Origin of the sequence: Bacillus sp. H1a, from assembly GCF_000633475.1 — a bacterium.
Classification (GTDB): Bacteria; Bacillota; Bacilli; order Bacillales; family Bacillaceae_G; genus Bacillus_A; species Bacillus_A paramycoides.
The window spans coordinates 109,566-124,591 of sequence record NZ_AYMH01000005.1; the positions used below are offsets into that span (position 1 = coordinate 109,566).

At 36.1% G+C, this 15,026-nt stretch carries 15 protein-coding genes and 1 tRNA gene; 12 read left to right on the forward strand and 4 right to left on the reverse strand.

Features of this window, described 5'->3' with window-relative positions:
- Window positions 1-58: 58 nt before the first annotated feature.
- Entirely contained in the window at window positions 59-955 is an 897-nt protein-coding gene (locus tag U860_RS0103530) for a deoxyribonuclease IV (protein ID WP_025147420.1), read from the forward strand.
- Window positions 956-974: 19 nt separating this feature from the next.
- Here the strand turns inward: U860_RS0103530 and U860_RS0103535 are convergent, their stop codons facing one another.
- Window positions 975-1,229 (reverse strand): DUF2624 domain-containing protein, encoded by a 255-nt coding sequence (locus U860_RS0103535; RefSeq protein ID WP_002173488.1) that lies wholly within the window; start codon window positions 1,227-1,229, stop codon window positions 975-977.
- A gap of 150 nt (window positions 1,230-1,379) precedes the next feature.
- Here U860_RS0103535 and U860_RS0103540 point away from each other — a divergent pair, with 150 nt between their 5' ends.
- The 4 genes from U860_RS0103540 to U860_RS0103555 all read left to right on the forward strand — a co-directional run bounded on the left by U860_RS0103540 (window position 1,380) and on the right by U860_RS0103555 (window position 4,469).
- Window positions 1,380-2,258, forward strand: a complete 879-nt coding sequence (locus tag U860_RS0103540; protein WP_002173487.1) for a YitT family protein — start codon at window positions 1,380-1,382, stop codon at window positions 2,256-2,258.
- Window positions 2,259-2,438: 180 nt separating this feature from the next.
- Window positions 2,439-3,209, forward strand: coding sequence for a metal ABC transporter ATP-binding protein (locus U860_RS0103545; RefSeq protein ID WP_002173486.1), 771 nt, complete (start codon window positions 2,439-2,441; stop codon window positions 3,207-3,209).
- On the forward strand, window positions 3,209-4,042 hold the full coding sequence (locus tag U860_RS0103550) for a metal ABC transporter permease (RefSeq protein WP_002173485.1): 834 nt from the start codon (window positions 3,209-3,211) through the stop codon (window positions 4,040-4,042). Before U860_RS0103545 ends, U860_RS0103550 begins: the two co-directional genes overlap by 1 nt.
- 13 nt (window positions 4,043-4,055) lie before the next feature.
- Window positions 4,056-4,469 (forward strand): Fur family transcriptional regulator, encoded by a 414-nt coding sequence (locus tag U860_RS0103555; protein WP_025147421.1) that lies wholly within the window; start codon window positions 4,056-4,058, stop codon window positions 4,467-4,469.
- Window positions 4,470-4,556: 87 nt separating this feature from the next.
- Here the strand turns inward: U860_RS0103555 and ispG are convergent, their stop codons facing one another.
- The 3 genes from ispG to yqgB form a co-directional block, all read right to left on the reverse strand.
- The gene (gene ispG / locus U860_RS0103560; protein ID WP_162790987.1) at window positions 4,557-5,660 is read right to left on the reverse strand and encodes a flavodoxin-dependent (E)-4-hydroxy-3-methylbut-2-enyl-diphosphate synthase; all 1,104 of its coding nucleotides are present in this window, start codon (window positions 5,658-5,660) and stop codon (window positions 4,557-4,559) included.
- 165 nt (window positions 5,661-5,825) lie between these two features.
- Window positions 5,826-6,191, reverse strand: coding sequence for a hypothetical protein (locus U860_RS0103565; protein ID WP_025147423.1), 366 nt, complete (start codon window positions 6,189-6,191; stop codon window positions 5,826-5,828).
- Between the two features lie 65 nt (window positions 6,192-6,256).
- The gene (gene yqgB / locus U860_RS0103570) at window positions 6,257-7,024 is read right to left on the reverse strand and encodes a protein YqgB (protein WP_025147424.1); all 768 of its coding nucleotides are present in this window, start codon (window positions 7,022-7,024) and stop codon (window positions 6,257-6,259) included.
- A gap of 240 nt (window positions 7,025-7,264) precedes the next feature.
- Here yqgB and U860_RS0103575 point away from each other — a divergent pair.
- From U860_RS0103575 to pstA, 7 genes are all read left to right on the forward strand, one after another.
- A tRNA-Ile gene (locus U860_RS0103575) sits at window positions 7,265-7,338 on the forward strand.
- Between the two features lie 224 nt (window positions 7,339-7,562).
- Entirely contained in the window at window positions 7,563-8,174 is a 612-nt protein-coding gene (gene sodA / locus U860_RS0103580; RefSeq protein ID WP_002173480.1) for a superoxide dismutase [Mn], read from the forward strand.
- A 120-nt stretch (window positions 8,175-8,294) separates the two neighbouring features.
- On the forward strand, window positions 8,295-9,572 hold the full coding sequence (locus U860_RS0103585) for an MFS transporter (protein ID WP_025147425.1): 1,278 nt from the start codon (window positions 8,295-8,297) through the stop codon (window positions 9,570-9,572).
- A 109-nt stretch (window positions 9,573-9,681) separates the two neighbouring features.
- A complete protein-coding gene (locus U860_RS0103590) occupies window positions 9,682-11,808 on the forward strand; it encodes a penicillin-binding protein 2 (protein WP_025147426.1) in 2,127 nt (708 codons plus the stop codon).
- Between the two features lie 440 nt (window positions 11,809-12,248).
- Window positions 12,249-13,166: a PstS family phosphate ABC transporter substrate-binding protein gene (locus tag U860_RS0103595; RefSeq protein WP_025147427.1), complete on the forward strand. Its 918-nt coding sequence runs from the start codon at window positions 12,249-12,251 to the stop codon at window positions 13,164-13,166.
- A gap of 27 nt (window positions 13,167-13,193) precedes the next feature.
- Entirely contained in the window at window positions 13,194-14,144 is a 951-nt protein-coding gene (gene pstC / locus U860_RS0103600) for a phosphate ABC transporter permease subunit PstC (RefSeq protein WP_025147428.1), read from the forward strand.
- Between the two features lies 1 nt (window position 14,145).
- Window positions 14,146-15,012, forward strand: a complete 867-nt coding sequence (pstA, locus tag U860_RS0103605; RefSeq protein ID WP_025147429.1) for a phosphate ABC transporter permease PstA — start codon at window positions 14,146-14,148, stop codon at window positions 15,010-15,012.
- Window positions 15,013-15,026 lie beyond the last annotated feature (14 nt).

Below are 15,026 nucleotides of genomic sequence, written 5' to 3' on the forward strand. Positions count from 1 at the left end.
ACATATTTCTACAAATTATGCTATCATTATATCTATTGTATATTGAAGAGGTGATTGTATGTTAAAGATTGGATCTCATGTTTCAATGAGTGGTAAGAAGATGTTATTAGCAGCAAGTGAAGAGGCTGTTTCATACGGTGCAACAACGTTTATGATTTATACAGGTGCACCACAAAATACGCGAAGAAAACCAATTGAAGAATTGAATATAGAAGCAGGAAGAAAACATATGGAACTGAACGGTATTGAGGAAATTATCGTCCACGCTCCGTATATTATTAATGTTGGGAATACGACGAAACCTGAGACGTTTCAATTAGGTGTTGACTTCCTTCGTATGGAAATTGAAAGAACGGCAGCATTAGGTGTGGCGAGACAAATTGTTCTTCACCCAGGAGCTCACGTTGGTGCAGGAGCAGATGCTGGTATTCAGCAAATTATTAAAGGGCTTAATGAAGTAATAACGCCAGAACAAACGGTTAATATTGCGCTAGAAACGATGGCAGGAAAAGGAACAGAATGCGGTCGTAGCTTTGAAGAAATTGCGAAAATTATTGATGGCGTAAAATATAATGAAAAGTTATCTGTATGTTTTGATACGTGTCATACGCACGATGCAGGTTATGATATTGTCAATGATTTTGACGGTGTGTTAAACGATTTTGATAAGATTGTTGGGATAGATCGTTTACAAGTACTTCATATTAACGATAGCAAAAATGTCCGCGGAGCTGGAAAAGACCGTCATGAGAATATTGGTTTTGGTCATATTGGCTATAAGGCATTGCATCACATTGTGCATCACCCGCAACTAAAACACGTACCAAAAATTCTTGAAACACCGTATGTAGGTGAAGATAAAAAAGATAAGAAGCCACCATATAAATTAGAAATCGAAATGCTGAAAAATGGTACTTTTGATGAAGGACTTCTTGAAAAAATTAAAGCGCAATAAGGAGGGGATTTTCCCCTCCTTATTTTAATAGTTGCTGAAATAAAGTATTTACTTGTTGGGCAGTGGCAGGAGAGGTTACTTTTGCGATTTGTTTTAAGAGCTCTAGTCGCTCGGTATTATCGTAAATGTTAATATTTTTCCCTTTCATAAGTAAAACGATTTTATCAGCTTGTGCAGTTGTAATTGAAACTTCGTATTCTTTACTATATTTCAATAATTCTTTTGTAGAAATATGATTTAATTTTTTGTTCACAATTTGTTTAATGAGATTCATCGTGTTGTCCTCCTTCACCGTTCTTCTATCGAAATATATGTACGCATAGCTTGTATATATTCGTCTAAAGATGCATTTTTTCCATGGGGAAAAGAAGCGTATGTTATAATATAAGAACAAAAGTATAGAGAAAGAGTATAAGGAGGACTTATGGAAAAAAAGCAACATCGAAAAGAAAGTGTTATTCATCTCGTATATCGTTTAGTTATGATTGTCTTTGGGGCAGCATGTGCGGCGGTAGCGATTGAACTATTTTTAATGCCAAATAAAATTATTGATGGTGGAATTATTGGTATTTCTCTTATATTAGATTATCTTACTCCTAATATTTGGTGGTTAAGTTTTTCTACTTTAGTGGTTATCCTCAACATTCCGTTTATGTACTCCGGATATAAGCAAATTGGAAAAACATTCATGTTATCCTCAGCGTTTGGGATTGTAGCTTTAGCATTTATTGAATCAACGTTGCATGCTGTTCCACCGTTTACAACAGAGCCAATTTTAGCAACAGTTTTTGGCGGTCTTATTTTAGGTCTTGGTGTAGGACTTGTTATTCGTCATGGTGGATCGTTAGACGGGACAGAGATTATGGGGATTCTATTAACGAAGAAATTACCGTTTTCTGTTGGTGAATTCGTAATGTTTGTGAACTTATTCATTTTTGCATGGGCAGCATTTGTGTTTGGTGTTGAACAAGCAATGTATTCTGTTATGACGTACTATATCGCATTCAAAACAATTGATACGGTAATCCAAGGATTGGACGAAACGAAAGCAGTTTTAATAGTATCGGATCAATATGAGGAAGTATCAAATGCAATTTTACACCGCCTTGGTCGTGGAACAACAAAACTTGTTGCTAAAGGTGGTTATACAGATAAAGAAAAAGAAGTTATTTATGCAGTTGTAACTCGTCTTGAAGTGACAAAGTTAAAATCAATTGTGCACGAAATTGATGAAAATGCATTTGTTACCATTATGAGCACGCAAGAGACAAATGGTGGTAAGTTTAAATCGGCAATTCATTAAAAAATGATTTGTAATATCTTTTAAAAGCAGAGAAAATTTCTCTGCTTTTTGTTATAATAATAAAGTTTCTGGAAATAAAGAATATATTTTGGGCAGATTGGTTTACAACTATAATAAGCTGTACTATAATTCAAATAGAGATAAATCGGAATCATTCTGAATTAAAATAGGTGAGATGCTATGAATAATATATTGGAAATAGAAGGGCTAACGTTTCGATATGAAGATCGAAACGTGTTAGAAGATATTAATTTGCAAGTTCCGAAGGGAGCTTTTTTAGGTTTAGTTGGACCGAATGGTTCAGGGAAATCGACTTTACTTAAATGTTTATTGGGTGTTTTAAAGCCGAAGCAAGGAAATATTCGATTGTTTGGCATTGATAGTAAAAAATTTAAAGAGTGGAATAAAGTTGGTTATGTATCCCAAAAGGCAAACAGCTTTAACTCGGGTTTCCCGGCAACTGTTTTTGAGGTCGTTTCAATGGGACTTGTTTCGAAAAAAGGTCTTTTTCGCTTTTTTACGAAAGACGATAAGGAGAAAGTAGAAAAAGCAATTGCTGATGTAGGTATGAGCGAGTTTCAAGGACGGAATATTGGAGAACTTTCTGGTGGACAACAACAACGTGTATTTATTGCTCGTGCACTTGTAAGTGATCCAGAATTGCTTATTTTGGACGAGCCTACTGTTGGGATCGATGTGAAAAATGTGGAAAGTTTCTATGAGATACTAGAGGACTTAAACAAAAGATTAGGAATCACGTTAATTCTTGTTACTCATGATATGGGAGCTGTTACTGAAAAAGTAACACATGTTGCATGCTTAAACCAACATTTGCATTTCCATGGGAATGTAGAGAAATTCCGAGAGCTAGAAGATGCAGAAATGTCGATTTTATATGGACATCATGTTCATCGCTTAGAACATGAACATGAGCATCACGGGAGGATATAATGATACAGGATTTTTTACAATATGATTTTTTACGTAATTCTTTATACGCGGGTATTTTAATAGGGCTTGTCGCACCGCTTATCGGCGTGTTCGTTGTGATTCGCCGCATGTCGCTTATTGCGGATGCATTAAGTCATGTGACATTATCAGGAATTGCAGCAAGTTTATTACTTGAAAAGACAATCTTTACTGGTGGGTTTTTAAACCCTCTATATATGGGAATGTTTTTTTCAATCGGTGGAGCATTGCTAATTGAAAAATTACGTACTGTATATAAACATTATCAAGAGTTAGCAATTCCAATTATACTTTCAGCTGGGATGGGGATTGGAGTTATCTTCATTTCACTTGCTAATGGATTCAATACGGATTTATTTAGTTATTTATTTGGTAGTGTAAGTGCTGTAACAAGCGCGGATTTAATTATTATTGGTATAGTAGCAATTGTTGTTATTGCAACGATTGTTTTATTATACAAAGAGTTGTTTTTACTATCATTTGATGAGGAATACGCTGTATCAACCGGTTTGAGTGCAAAGTGGATTCACTTTATCTTCATTATATTAGTTGCTCTTGTAATTGCCGTATCAATGCGTGTTGTAGGTGTTCTTCTCGTATCATCTTTAATGACGTTACCAGTTGCAGCAAGTATCCGTATTGCAAAAGGATTTAAACAAACAATTTTCTTTTCCATTTTATTTGGTGAAATTGCCGTAATTGGTGGAATGTTTGCTTCGTATCAACTTAATCTAGCACCAGGTGGTACAATTGTTATGATAGCGGTTCTTATTTTAATCGGTGCAATTTTATGGAAGAAGAAAAAAACTGCATAAAGTAGGGATAGGTATGAATCTAACAGAAGCTTTACGCCTAATGAAGGAAAAAGGATACAAACATACGGGGAAAAGGGAAGAGATGCTAAGATTATTCGCGGCGCATAATCGTTATTTAACTGCGAAAGATGTTTTAGAACATATGAAGGATGATTATCCAGGGCTTAGTTTTGATACGATTTATCGTAACTTAACGGTTTTTGCTGAAATTGGTGTTTTAGAGCAAACGGAATTAAGTGGTGAAAAACATTTTCGTTTTACATGCTCTATTATGGAACATCATCACCATTTCATTTGTTTAGATTGTGGTGGTACGAAAGAAATTACTTCCTGCCCAATGGATTTTATGAATAAAGATTTTAAAGGTTATGAGGTAACAGGGCATAAGTTTGAAATATATGGTCGTTGTCCAAAATGTGCAAAATGAAAGACTCGTCGGTTATATAACTGACGAGTTTTTCATTTAAATGTAAAAAGAAGGTTGCTCACAAAAAAATGTGGACAACCTTCTTTTTTATTGTTCTTGTGCTTCTTTTTCTTTATCTCGTTCGGCAGCCATTTCAGCAGCGATTACATCGATTTCTTTTTTCAGTTCTTCTACCATTGTTTCTTCCGGTACTTTACGAACGACTTGCCCTTTACGGAATAATAAACCTTCTCCGCGTGCACCTGCAATACCGATATCAGCTTCACGAGCTTCACCAGGACCGTTTACGGCGCAGCCAAGTACTGCAACCTTAATTGGAACTTGAAGTGTAGAGATGTATTCTTCTACTTCATTAGCGATGCTAATTAGATCAATCTCAATACGACCACAAGTTGGACAAGAAATAAGTGTTGCGGCATTAGATGCAAGGCCGAATGACTTTAATAGTTCACGAGCAACTTTTACTTCTTCCACTGGATCAGCACTTAATGAGATACGAAGTGTATTTCCGATACCTTTACTTAAAATTGCTCCAAGACCAGCGGCGCTTTTTACAGTTCCAGCAAACAATGTTCCTGATTCTGTAATACCTAAATGTAATGGATAATCAAAAGCACGAGCAGCTTTTTCGTATGCTTCAATTGCTAAGTTAACATCAGAGGCTTTCATTGATACGATAATATCGTGGAAATCTAAGTCCTCTAAAATTTTAATATGGTGTAGTGCGCTCTCAACCATACCGTCAGCAGTTGGATAGCCATATTTCTCTAAAATGTGACGTTCTAATGAACCTGCGTTTACACCGATACGGATTGGAATACCGCGCTCTTTCGCAGCGTTTACAACAGCTTCTACTTTATGACGACGTCCAATGTTACCTGGATTGATACGTACTTTATCAATGCCGCCTTCGATTGCTTTTAAAGCGAGGCGATAATCAAAATGAATATCAGCAACAAGTGGAATGTTGATTTGTTTTTTAATATCAGCAATAGCATCTGCTGCGCGTTCGTCTGGAACAGCAACACGAACGACTTGACAGCCAGCTTCTTCTAAACGTTTAATTTCAGCAACTGTAGCCTCAACATCATGTGTTTTTGTTGTCGTCATACTTTGTATAATTAATTCATTGTTACCGCCAATTGTTAAATTACCGACTTTAACTGGACGTGTTTTTGTACGATGAGTCATTTCATTCACGAATAGATCGCTCTCCTTATAAAAGAAGTTTCTTATTTTAGTCCCTTACATCAATGATAGTATGTGTGAGAAAGGGCTATAGAAACCAAAGTACTCGGTTTCACTTTTACTATTGTATCAGCGCCTTTATATAATTGACAAGGATTAAGTGATTACTTATTGATATAACGGGAATTTATAAGACTTTCCAACTTGAATTTTTGTGGCAGATGTATTTTTATTTAATTGTTTAAAATCACCAATTACCTTTTCAATAGAAGGAATTTTTTTCTTATTAATTGCTTCTGTAATAGAAAGAACCGTATCACCAGTTTTTACTTCAATTGCTTTATACGCAGCATCTGCTTCTTTTTCTGTTTCTTTCTCTTTATTTTGTTTTGTATCTGTATTTTCTTTATTTATTGTTTGGGCAGCAGTTGTTTTTTTGTATGAACTTAACATCGGTAAAGTACCGATTTTTATATCGTAATAAAATATATAACCGAGAACAAGCACGAATAAGAGTATACCTAATCTCTTCATATCCTTCACTCCTTTGCTAGGAATATATGCTTGTCCAAAAAAAAAATGCCTATTTAGGCATTTTTTTATAATTCTTGTTTTTCTTTCGGTTTTGGAACTTCTTTAATCGTTAAGTATAGAACGATTAAAACAACTGCAATGTAAATAAACGTTGCACCAGGTACGTTTATTTTGAATAAATCCATAATCATAAAGAAGATTGTTGGAATTGTGTAGCTGTAAGCAGTTAATGTCCAAACTTGTTTATAAGATAATTTACGCTGACCACTCATGGCAGAACCGATGAAGGCAAGTAACGTAACTCCTACAAAGGTAATAAATAATTGGAACAAATACAGTAAAAACCCAATAACGAATAATAAGATTGGATAAATACTGTCAAATAACGAAATGAAATCTTGTAAATCTTTCTTCTCAAGAGATGCACCTAATAAGTCATTATAGGAGTATGTTTGTGTTTGGCCATTTCCCATGGAGACTACTTTATCTTTTAAAACAAATAAACCTGTTTTATTTTGATATTTTTCTAGGTCTGTTGAATTTGGATCAAATACGAAAAGTGCATTTCCATCTTCTTTTTCGATAGGCTGATCGATATCAGCTTTGAGCTCACCATTTTCAATTTTAAAATCAGGTAAATCTTTTTCGATTACTTGATTTACCATGTTAACGCCATCTTGAATAACGCTACCGTACAAGAAAGTTCTTGGAATAGTAGTGATTAGGCAAAGGAGCATAATATACAAAATGGTTTTACCGATTTTTTGAAATCGGAAAAGCGCCATATCTTTAGGCGAATATACGCTTTTTGCTAGTTGGGTAAATATGGACATAGATTCACTTCCTTTATGTATGTATAAAATCATTGTAACGTACGAATCTAGAGAAGCTCAAGATATATTATATTTACATATAGTAGAGAGGACTAAATTTCTTCTTATTAATTTTCTACTTTTGAAGAGGAAAAATACAATTGACACTTTTCTTTTGTATATGGTAAATTTATCTTACATTTCTCAAACAAAATATCCGATAGGAATTTAGTTGTTTTTCAATGTCACATACATAATTGTGGACCCTTAGCTCAGCTGGTTAGAGCAGACGGCTCATAACCGTCCGGTCGTAGGTTCGAGTCCTACAGGGTCCATATCCATTTCACATGTTTATTATGTCAGCAGGAAGCTTCCTTGTAGAAGGGAGCTTTTTTTACGGAATATATGAGCATTTTAATTGAAAAGAAGTGGGAATTTTGCTACTTTAATGATAGCAAGACAAAGCGATTTAGTTGTTTGCACCCTATGGCAATTAGGGTAGAATGAAGTTGTATGTCACATATGTAGTGACAATACATAAACCGGGAGGAATATAACAATGGCAAAACACGAATTACCAAATTTACCTTATGCGTATGATGCTTTAGAACCTCACTTTGATAAAGAAACAATGAACATCCATCATACAAAACATCACAACACGTATATTACAAACTTAAACGCTGCTTTAGAAGGTCATGCAGAATTAGCTGACAAAAGCGTTGAAGAATTAGTTGCAAACTTAAACGAAGTACCAGAAGCAATCCGTACAGCAGTACGTAACAATGGTGGCGGACATGCTAACCATACATTCTTCTGGACAATCCTATCTCCAAACGGTGGCGGACAACCAGTAGGCGAACTTGCAACTGCGATTGAAGCGAAATTCGGTAGCTTCGATGCATTCAAAGAAGAATTCGCAAAAGCTGGCGCAACTCGCTTCGGTTCTGGTTGGGCATGGTTAGTAGTAAACAATGGTGAGCTAGAAGTAACAAGCACTCCAAACCAAGATTCTCCTCTAACTGAAGGCAAAACTCCAGTTATCGGCTTAGATGTTTGGGAGCATGCATACTACTTAAATTACCAAAACCGTCGTCCTGACTACATCGGTGCATTCTGGAACGTTGTAGATTGGAACGCTGCTGAAAAACTTTACCAAGAAGCAAAATAATTAAAGTTAATACAGATAGAAAAAAGCTAGGAGTTTTCTCCTAGCTTTTTCTATGCTCTCTTTTTACATAATTGGGCTTGTCTTTGGAAGACTAGAACATGAAGTAAAGGAGAGTTGTGTATGAAGTGGAAACATGTAATTGGTGATGTTGAAGTGAATCGAGATTTAGTATTATTGCTCGTTATAGGAGGTTTATACACGCTCGCAATTTCTTTATCGAATACGTTTGTAAACATTTATTTATGGAAGCAAACACAAAATTATGTGAATCTGGGCTTGTATAATTTGGCCAGCGTTGTATTGCAACCTCTAACATTTCTTGTGGGCGGGAAATTAGCGAAGCGTATTGATCGCTCGATTTTATTGCGAATAGGCGTAGGCACGTTAGCTGTTTTTTTTATCGTTGTTTTAGTAGCGGGAAAAAGTGCATCTCACTATATTTTACTAATGGGAGCCCTTTTAGGAGTTGGTTACGGTTTTTATTGGCTCGCTTTTAACTTGTTGACATTTGAGATTACAGAACCAGAAACAAGAGATTTTTTTAACGGTTTTCTCGGACTTCTTACCTCTTTCTCTGGAATGATTGGGCCGATAGCAGCAGGATATACAATTTCACGTATGGAAAAATGGAGTGGTTATACTGTCGTTTTCTTCCTCTCGTTAATGCTATTTGCGATTGCAGTCGTTCTGAGCTTTTTCTTATCAAAGAGAGAATGTGAAGGGCGCTATGAAATTGTGCAAGTATTGAAAGAGCGGCAAGTTGATAAAAACTGGGGAAGAATTACGCGCGCTCATTTTTTCCAAGGTTTGAGGGAAGGAACGTTTATTTTCGTTATTTCGGTATACGTCTATTTAGCATCAGGTAGTGAGTTAGCATTAGGGAAGTATAGTTTAGTCAATTCAGCTGTATCATTTGTATGTTACTATTTAGTCGCCCGTATGTTAAAGAAAGAATGGCGAAAAAAAGCAATTTTACTCGGGGGCATTATTTTATACGCTGTCGTATTTTTAGTTATTTTCAATGTTACATACACAAAATTACTTATTTATGCAGCATGTATCGCGATTGCATACCCTATTTTACTCGTTCCGTATGGATCCATGACATACGATGTAATCGGTAGAGCAAAACAGGCGAGAGAATGGCGTGTAGAATATGTAGTTGTCAGGGAATTATGGTTAAATGCCGGAAGAATTTGTTCTATTTTAAGTTTTTTATGTGCTGTAATATTCTTTCCCCCTGAAAAAAGTTTACCGTTCTTACTATGTATTTTAGGATCTGGACATTTTCTTATTTATTTTGCGGTTAAAAATGTCAAATATGATGAGGGGAATGTGAACAAAACAAGCGTTGTAGCGCAAGGGGCCACGCAGAATCAAACTGAACCAGAAGGTTAACTTCTCGCTTGTTTTATGCTAGAATAGAAAAAGATGTAAGACAGCAGTGAGGACACCTGTATGAAGGTGTCCCTTTCACATTACATAGCTGTTGGTAGAGGGGGTTTGTATGAGCAAGAAACAGAAGCAAACAAAGAAAAAGACCCACGTTCCTTTTCGATTAAACGTGTTGTTTTTTTGCGTATTTTTAATGTTCTCCGCGGTTATTGTAAGGCTTGGATACGTACAAATTGTTCGTGGTGAGGAATATAAAAATGAAGTTGAGAAAAAAGAAAATTCAACGATTAGTAATCCTGTACCACGCGGGAAAATATTTGACCGTAATGGACAACCTGTCGTAGATAATGAGCCTATTCGTACCATTACATTTACAAAAATGAAGGGATCAACTGCAGCGGATCGCTTAGAAACGGCGAAAAAGTTAGCAGATTTAATTGAAGTCCCAACAGATAAGTTAACAGATCGCGATAAAAAAGATTACTGGCTTTCTTTACATAAAGAAGAAGCAGAGGGAAAAATCACAAAAAAAGATCGTGAAGAGCTTAAAGCGAATAAAATTGATGATAAAGAGCTAGATGAGCGTCAACGAAATCGTGTAACAGAAGAAGAGATTAATCAATTGTCAGCAAAAGATTTAGAAATACTGGCAATTAAAAGTAAGATGGAAAGCGGATATGCAATGACGCCGCAAATTGTTAAAAAAGGCGCAACAGAAGAAGAATACGCGATTATTAGTGAGAATTTAGCGAAGTTACCAGGCGTAGATACAAATGTTGACTGGGAGCGAAAATATAAGTATGATGATATGTTCCGAAGTGTACTTGGTGGTGTAACTTCTTCTGATGAAGGGTTACCGAGAGAGAGACTAGATTACTATCTTGTCCGTGATTATAATCGTAACGATCGCGTAGGAAAAAGTTACCTTGAGCAACAGTACGAAGATAGTTTACATGGTACAAAAGCTGAAGTGAAAAATGTTACAGATAAAGACGGTAATATTTTAGAAACTATTAATGTGTCACAAGGACAACGAGGTAATGACCTCAATTTAACAATTGATATGGAATTACAGAAGCGTGTAGAAGAGATTATTACGAAAAACTTAATGAAATTTAAAGGGAGCGAACCCCTTTTAGACCGCGCATTCGTTGTAATGATGAATCCAAAAAATGGTGAAGTTTTATCTATGGCGGGGAAACAATTAGTGAATGAAGGCGGCGAAACGAAAGTAAATGACTTTGCGTTAGGTACCATGACAAGTACTTATCCGATGGGTTCAACTGTAAAAGGTGCAACATTACTTACTGGATATCAAACTGGTGCGATTCAACCAGGGGCAGTACAATTAGATGAACCAATTAAATTAAAAGGTACACCTACGAAGTCATCTTGGAAAACGATGGGGTACATTAATGACCTTACAGCGTTAAAAATGTCTTCTAACGTTTATATGTTTAAAACAGCGATGAATATCGCTGGTGTTCCATATGTGCGAGGCGGTACGTTAGATATTCCGCAAAGCGCATTCGATACTATGCGTTACTATTTTGGTCAGTTTGGACTTGGTGTAAAAACAGGCATTGATTTACCAAATGAAACTGCTGGCCAAATAGGTAAAGGAAATCAACCAGGTTTCTTATTAGATTTAGCAATTGGACAGTATGATGCGTATACACCGCTCCAATTAGCGCAATATATTTCGACGATTGCCAATGGTGGATATCGTATGCAACCGCAAGTTGTAAAGGAAATTCGTCAGCCATCGGCGAAGCCAGATGAAGTTGGAAAAGTTGTTCAATCCATGGAACCGAAAGTGTTAAATCGTGTTGATATGCCTGAATCGCAAATTAAACGTGTTCAAGAAGGATTTAGACAAGTGTTTAACGATTCAGGTGGTACAGCTACAAAATACTTTACAGGTGCACCATATAAAGCAGCTGGGAAAACGGGTACCGCTCAAACTGTATATGGCGGAGATAAAGAGATTGGTAAAAATGCAAAAGGTGAGCGTGTTGAAACATATAATTTAACATTAGTAGGTTATGCGCCACTTGAAGATCCAGAAGTAGCATTTTCTGTTGTTGTGCCGTGGGTACATGATGATAAAACAGGGATTAATGGATATATTGGTCGTGAAATAATGGACGCTTACTTTGATTTGAAAAAACAAGCATTAACTGGTGAAGCTCCAAAAGATGAAAAAGAGAAAAAAAATAATACGCAAGGTGATGAATAAAAAAGCTGTAAAAAAAGCACACTATCTGAAAAGATAGTGTGCTTTTTTTTATGCTTTATGCATATGGTTTAGTAAATGTGGACAAGCATAAAGTGTTAAAAAACAGCACATAGTTTCAAAAATAACAAGATTAATGCCTACATTCTTGTATTGTCCTGCGTGATAGGAAGATAACAGTTTTATCCCACAAAAGCCCGATTGGTGAGGGCTAATAATCAGTAGGGGGATGGAAAGCCCACACTGATTAAAGTTTCACTTTATGGATGATTAGAAAAGCTTCTGCACCTAAATTACAAAACTTTAGATCAAATTTGTATGTATAGTAATTTTTGTGGAACTTTACAAAACTTTTACAAACAATTAAAACCGAATTAATAGTTTAGCAGTATTCTTATATCTGTAATCCTGTTATTTCCGGTTACTTCTAGGAGGAAGAACACGTGAAATGGATGAGCGTTTCGATTAAAGTTTTGACATTATCGACATGTTTCCTTTGTTGTAGCATGTCTACTGCATTTGCTTCAAATGAAATGGGAGAAGTGAGAGTCGATGGATCCTCAACGGTTTTTCCTATTATAGAAGCAGTAGCAGAGGAATATACGAAGGTTCATCCAAACGTGAAAATTTCTATTAGTATTTCTGGGACAGGAGGAGGATTTAATCGTTTCAGTAAAGGAGAAGTAGATATAAACAATGCTTCGAGAGTGATGAAACAGGTAGAAGAAAATGCGATGAAGAAAAACGCTATTCAGTTTACACCGTTTGAGGTTGCTTACGATGGTCTTACGATTGTTGTAAATCGTCAAAATACGTGGGTAAACAATATGACGATAGACGAGTTACGTCTATTATGGAGTGAAGGTGGATGCTTAAAACGGTGGTCACAAATTCATTCATCATGGCCGCGTGAACAAGTGAAATTTTATGCGCCAGGCGTAGACTCTGGTACTTATGATTATTTTCAAAATGTCATCTTACAAAATAGTCGCCTTGTAAAAATGGTCTCTTTGTCTGAAGACGATCAAGTTATTTTGCAAGGGGTAATGAATGATAAAAATGCCATTGCTTTTGTAGGATATGCCTATTATATGGCCAATCGAGATAAGGTGAAAGCAATAAAAGTGAATGGTGTATTTCCAACGAAAGAGACCATTCAATCGGGTACGTATAAGCCATTATCTAGGCCGCTCTTTACTTATGTGAATCATGCATCCATCCGAAATAAAAGTAGTGTAGCAAATTATGTTGAGTTTATGATTAAGCATGTTGGAAAGCTTGCTGAAGAGGTCGGATATGTAAAATTACCAGAAGAAAAATATAATGAACAGCTGCGAATGTTAACAGAAATAAAAAGGTAATGTCAGGGTGGAAAGGGGTTTTCATCTTTGGCTCATAATGACAAAAGTCAAATTACATTTTCTGTACAACATTTGATTGAGAGAAATACAAATAGAAGAAGAAAAACGCAGCGAATCAATCGAATTGTTCCGTTAATACTAAAAGCAATTGCTAGCGTGTCCATTGTAACGACACTTGGAATTATTATTACGTTGGCAAATGAAACAATTATGTTTTTTCAAAAGATACCATTGTATTCTTTTTTGACTGAGAGAGAATGGTTACCTTTTTTTGAAGATCCGAAATTCGGTATATTACCACTTATATGTGGAACAATTCTTGTAACAGCAATTGCTATGGTTGTAGCAATTCCTATTGGTTTAGGTTGTGCCGTATTTTTAAGTGAATATGCTTCAAATGGTGCCCGGAAAATACTAAAACCGTTGTTAGAACTATTAGCAGGCATCCCGACAATTGTATATGGCTTTTTCGCATTAACAGTTGTCACACCACTTTTACAACGGATTATACCAGATTTGCAGTTCTTTAATGCTATTAGCCCAGGCATCGTTATAGGTTTTATGATGATACCTACGATTGCGTCTCTCTCTGAAGATGCGATGAGAGCTGTGGAAAAAGGCATTAAAGAAGCCTCGTTAGCACTAGGAGCAACTCGTTTTGAGATGGTCAAACAAGTGGTGTTTCCATCGGCTTTTGCGGGTATAATGGCAGCGATTATATTAGCAGCTTCTAGAGCAATTGGTGAAACGATGATTGTTGTTATTGCAGCCGGATCAACACCTAATGTATCGATAGATCCGACCCAATCCATTCAAACATTAACAGCATATATTGTACAAGTGAGTTTAGGGGATGCTCCGCACGGAACAATTACTTATTACAGCATGTATGCTGTAGGTGCGACGCTATTTATGTTTACTTTTTTTATGAATATTATTTCGCAATATATTATGCGCCGTTTTAGGAAGGTGACATAATATGCGGATGCTAAACCATAAAAAAATACAAGAAAATATGGCATCGCGTTTTTTGAAAGATCGAATTTACAAGTTGTTTTTTTATATAGCAATTTTGTTTTCTGTAGCAATACTTTTTATATTGCTGTTTCAAATTTTTGAAAAGGGTATAAGTTATCTTTCAATAGATTTCTTTACAAACTTTGCGTCACGTAATCCGAAAGAAGCAGGGATTGCTGCTTCTTTATCAGGGACAGTATTATTTATGGGCATTGTTATACCGGTCTCTTTTATATTTGGAGTCGGAACAGCTCTTTATTTAGAGCATTACGCGAAGGACTCCGTCTTTAAAAAGTTAATAGAACTAAATAACCAAACGTTAGCAGGGGTACCTTCCGTTGTGTTTGGTTTACTCGGATTAACTATTTTCGTATATGCTCTCCACTTAGGAGAGAGCATAGTCGCGGCGGCACTGACAATGAGCTTGCTCGTCTTACCAACTGTTGTTGTAGCGAGTCAAGAAGCGATTCGAGCTGTACCGAGTTCATTATTAGAGGCTTCTTACGGATTAGGTGCTACGAAGTGGCAAACAATGTATCAAATTGTATTGCCGGCAGCTTTGCCAGGGATTGTAACGGGATGTACTTTAGCGGTATCGAGAGCAATTGGTGAAGCAGCACCATTGTTAGTTATTGGGGCACTTGCATTTGCAAATTATGTTCCGTTCAGTATGCTTGATAGATTTACGGTTTTACCAATTCAAATTTTTAATTGGATGAGTAGACCACAAGAAGAATTTCAGTATGTAGCAGCAGCTGGGATGATTGTTTTGCTAGGATTGCTGCTCTTTATAAATATATTTGTCTTATGGTTACGAAATCGAAAATAAGTTGGAAGTGGATG

Excerpts from the sequence above, each read along its gene's own strand:
- U860_RS0103530 (WP_025147420.1), top strand. The coding sequence starts at position 59 with ATGTTAAAGATTGGATCTCATGTTTCAATGAGTGGTAAGAAGATGTTA.
- U860_RS0103535 (WP_002173488.1), bottom strand. The coding sequence starts at position 1,229 with ATGAATCTCATTAAACAAATTGTGAACAAAAAATTAAATCATATTTCT.
- U860_RS0103540 (WP_002173487.1), top strand. The coding sequence starts at position 1,380 with ATGGAAAAAAAGCAACATCGAAAAGAAAGTGTTATTCATCTCGTATAT.
- U860_RS0103545 (WP_002173486.1), top strand. The coding sequence starts at position 2,439 with ATGAATAATATATTGGAAATAGAAGGGCTAACGTTTCGATATGAAGAT.
- U860_RS0103550 (WP_002173485.1), top strand. The coding sequence starts at position 3,209 with ATGATACAGGATTTTTTACAATATGATTTTTTACGTAATTCTTTATAC.
- U860_RS0103555 (WP_025147421.1), top strand. The coding sequence starts at position 4,056 with ATGAATCTAACAGAAGCTTTACGCCTAATGAAGGAAAAAGGATACAAA.
- ispG (WP_162790987.1), bottom strand. The coding sequence starts at position 5,660 with ATGACTCATCGTACAAAAACACGTCCAGTTAAAGTCGGTAATTTAACA.
- U860_RS0103565 (WP_025147423.1), bottom strand. The coding sequence starts at position 6,191 with ATGAAGAGATTAGGTATACTCTTATTCGTGCTTGTTCTCGGTTATATA.
- yqgB (WP_025147424.1), bottom strand. The coding sequence starts at position 7,024 with ATGTCCATATTTACCCAACTAGCAAAAAGCGTATATTCGCCTAAAGAT.
- sodA (WP_002173480.1), top strand. The coding sequence starts at position 7,563 with ATGGCAAAACACGAATTACCAAATTTACCTTATGCGTATGATGCTTTA.
- U860_RS0103585 (WP_025147425.1), top strand. The coding sequence starts at position 8,295 with ATGAAGTGGAAACATGTAATTGGTGATGTTGAAGTGAATCGAGATTTA.
- U860_RS0103590 (WP_025147426.1), top strand. The coding sequence starts at position 9,682 with ATGAGCAAGAAACAGAAGCAAACAAAGAAAAAGACCCACGTTCCTTTT.
- pstA (WP_025147429.1), top strand. The coding sequence starts at position 14,146 with ATGCGGATGCTAAACCATAAAAAAATACAAGAAAATATGGCATCGCGT.